Annotated in this window: 4 protein-coding genes; 3 read left to right on the top strand and 1 reads right to left on the bottom strand. The window is 56.5% G+C overall.

The window, feature by feature from the left end; translation table 11 throughout:
• The first annotated feature begins 105 nt into the window (after window positions 1–105).
• From AC1XOS_RS21525 to AC1XOS_RS21515, 3 genes are all read left to right on the top strand, one after another.
• Complete coding sequence (locus AC1XOS_RS21525) at window positions 106–1,029, top strand: DNA-methyltransferase (RefSeq protein ID WP_481964264.1); 924 nt, start codon at window positions 106–108, stop codon at window positions 1,027–1,029.
• On the top strand, window positions 1,022–2,062 hold the full coding sequence (locus tag AC1XOS_RS21520; protein ID WP_481964263.1) for a threonine aldolase family protein: 1,041 nt from the start codon (window positions 1,022–1,024) through the stop codon (window positions 2,060–2,062). Before AC1XOS_RS21525 ends, AC1XOS_RS21520 begins: the two co-directional genes overlap by 8 nt.
• Window positions 2,063–2,222: 160 nt before the next feature.
• Window positions 2,223–2,639 (top strand): hypothetical protein, encoded by a 417-nt coding sequence (locus AC1XOS_RS21515; RefSeq protein WP_481964262.1) that lies wholly within the window; start codon window positions 2,223–2,225, stop codon window positions 2,637–2,639.
• 12 nt (window positions 2,640–2,651) lie between these two features.
• Here AC1XOS_RS21515 and AC1XOS_RS21510 read toward each other — a convergent pair.
• Window positions 2,652–3,257 (bottom strand): NAD(+)/NADH kinase (locus tag AC1XOS_RS21510; RefSeq protein WP_481964261.1); only part of this gene is annotated, 606 nt, incomplete at its 5' end.

Below are 3,257 nucleotides of genomic sequence, written 5' to 3'. Positions count from 1 at the left end.
AGAAAAGCTTGCAGTCATGCATCCTCTTACGCAGACTAATTCGATAGAAAGCACGATTTGGTTCGACAGTTTAGGAACCCTTATCGCAGAAAAATATCCTCGTCCATGACAACTTTTACGCCACTTTACACAACCCATCTTGGAAAGCTTTTCTGTGCGGATAGCCTAGAGGTAATGCGCTCCCTGCCCGATGAAAGCATTGATCTGGTAATGACATCGCCGCCGTATGCTCTACACTTCAAGAAAGAGTATGGCAATGCAAGCCAAGCGGAGTATGTCGAGTGGTTCTTACCGTTTGCCCACGAGATTCGGCGTATTCTCAAGCCAGAAGGCAGCTTCGTCTTAAATGTCGGAGGAGCATGGACACAGGGCTCGCCGACACGCTCGCTCTACCACTTTCGTCTTCTGATTGCTCTGTGTGATACGGTGGGTTTTCATCTAGCACAGGAGTTCTTTTGGTACAACCCCGCCAAGATGCCCGCTCCTGCCGAATGGGTGACGGTGCGCCGCATTCGAGTGAAAGACTCCGTAGAATATATCTACTGGCTCTCCAAAGAAGCGTTTCCTAAAGCGAATAATAGCAACGTCTTAAAGCCCTATAGTAAAGACATGGAAAGACTAATCAAGCGTGGGCTTCAGAAAACGCAGCGGCCCTCAGGTCATAACGTCAAGGAAACATTTGCGGAAGATCGCGGCGGTTCGATTCCTGGAAATTTAATTGAGTGTGGCAACAATGAGAGCAACAGCCACTACATGAAAGACACCAAAGCCATCGGGCAAAAAGTCCATCCTGCCCGCTTTCCCGCTGAGCTTCCGCGCTTCTTTATCCAGTTTCTCACCACAGAAGGGGATGTTGTCCTAGACCCTTTTGCGGGGTCGAATACAACCGGAGCCGTCGCGGAGTCACTGGAGCGACGTTGGATTGGGGTAGAGCAGAGCCCAGATTATGCAGAGAACTCCCGGCTGCGCTTTCAGGAGAGACCTAAAATAGGAAGCGAAAAGGGAGCATTGACACTCGATTATGATTGATCTTTATTCCGACACAAAGACCCGGCCTACAGTGGCAATGCGGGCGGCGATGGCTAGTGCTCCAGTGGGAGACGACCACTTTGGCGAAGACCCTACCGTGCAAGCGCTCCAGGATTTTCTCGTGGAGAAGCTCAATAAAGAAGCGGCGCTGTTTCTGCCGTCGGCGACGATGAGTAATCAGATCGCGGTGAAGATTCACACCCAGCCCGGCGATGCGGTGATCTGCCACGAGCAGTGCCATATCCGCCTGTTTGAGGGCGGGACACCGGCGGTTTTCTCAGGGGTTTCGCTGGACTCAGTGGGCGGCGAGCGGGGCGTGTTTTCCGGAGCGCAAGTACGAGCAGCGATCCGTCCGAGCGGCCCCTACTTTCCCCCGACGCGCCTAGTCTGTATTGAGAACACGCATAACTACTGTGGCGGCACGGTCTGGACTCCCGAGGAGATTGAGAACGTCGCCGACGTGTGTCGCGAGAGCTCTCTGGCGCTTCACCTAGACGGCTCGCGGCTGTTCAATGCGGCGGTGAAGCTGGGAGGTATCGAGGGGGCTTGGCCGATGGCTCAGCAACTGGTACAGGACTTCGACACGGTGACGATCTGTCTGACCAAGGGACTGGGTGCTCCCGTGGGGGCGCTGCTTTTGGGGACGCGAGCGCAGATCGAAGTAGCGCGGCGCTGGAAACATGCCTTGGGGGGAGCCATGCGCCAGAGTGGGATCGTCGCGGCGGGTGGGCTTTATGCACTCCAGAACCACCTCTCCCAGCTTGAAACCGACCATGCCAACGCCCAGCTTCTGGCACAAGAGCTCTCAGAGCTTCCGGGCGTGGCACTCGATCCCTGGCCGGAGACCAACCTTGTCTTTGCCAATATCCGTGGTACGGGCCTGAGTGGTGAGGATGCTCGCAAGCGGCTATGGGCAGTAGGGGTTCTGTGCTCAGGGGCAGGGCAGCGTCTGCGCTTCGTCACGCACCAGGATATCTCGACCATAGATATCGCTACTGCGGTCGCAGCGGCGCAGCAGGCGCTCCACGCGTAGCGGATACGGAACAGGCTACCTCGATTTCGTGAAGCTGAAGGTCAAGCAGGGCTGGAGCCAAGGCAGAAACAACATCTACTCTGATAGGGCTGTGACAGAAAGTGCTATAATGCTACACAGGCCAAACCAGCCTGGAGAGGAACTTCAACTGATGGAACGGATGACAACACAGACTAAGATTATTGTGGCAACAGCCGCCGTGCTGGCAGTGGTAGACATCGCTGTCCGCGCCTTTCTTCCCACCCGAACCGTGGTGGTTCATGAGATGAGCGCAGTGCCCGCCAATACCAATGCGAGCGTGCTGACCGTGCGCCAGCTTCGGATTGTGGACGACAGTGGCGAAGTAAAGATGGACATGAAGGTCAATAGCCAAGGCAACCCCGGGATACTGATGTTTGACAGCAGTGGCACCGAGCGCCTGCAGCTCGACACTTTCCAGGACATTCCTAGCCTGATTTTGATGGATAGCAACGAAAACCGCCGGGTTTACTTCGGAATGGAGTCGGGTAGTGGCAGTGGCACCTACCAGAACTACGATGAAGGCAACGCCGTGGCGCACGACCGCAACGACGACTAATTTCCAGGCAGTTTAACCGGAAAGCCGCTCGGCGTAATGCCAGCGGCTTCTTATTTTTTGGTAGAAGTTCGGGCCACCTGCCGCCAGCAGCCTGACGTTGAATGGGGCACGTGAGACTGTTACCGTGTCGCCCGGTGTGAGCGAAAGCCCGGTCTGGCCATCGGCAGTCACGGCAACAGCGTCGCGGGTCTGGGCCTCGATGGTGAGGGAGATAGTCTCGGTGTCAGGGACGAGCAACGGCCTTGCGGAGAGCGTATGCGGCGCGATGGGGGTGATCATGAGCGCACGAACATCAGGGTGCACCAGTGGCCCTCCTGCGGAGAGCGAGTAGCCGGTCGAGCCCGTCGGCGACGAAACAATCACACCATCGGCAGCGTAGGTAGCAATGGCGTCATCGCCCACACAAGTGTGAACATGCACCATCCGTACCGCGCCACTTGCTACGACAATATCGTTGACAGCCAGCATCTGCTGATCAGGTACCGAGCTTCCCCCCCGGTAGATCGTCCCCTCCAGAAGCATCCGCTCATGAACCTCACACTTGCCTTCCAGCGCCGCGGCAACGGCTTCGTCCAAGTTATCGGGAGATGCCTCGGTTACAAAACCAAAGCGCCCGAG

The organism is Armatimonas sp., assembly GCF_964826245.1.
This window is presented reverse-complemented; position numbering and strand designations above follow the sequence as displayed.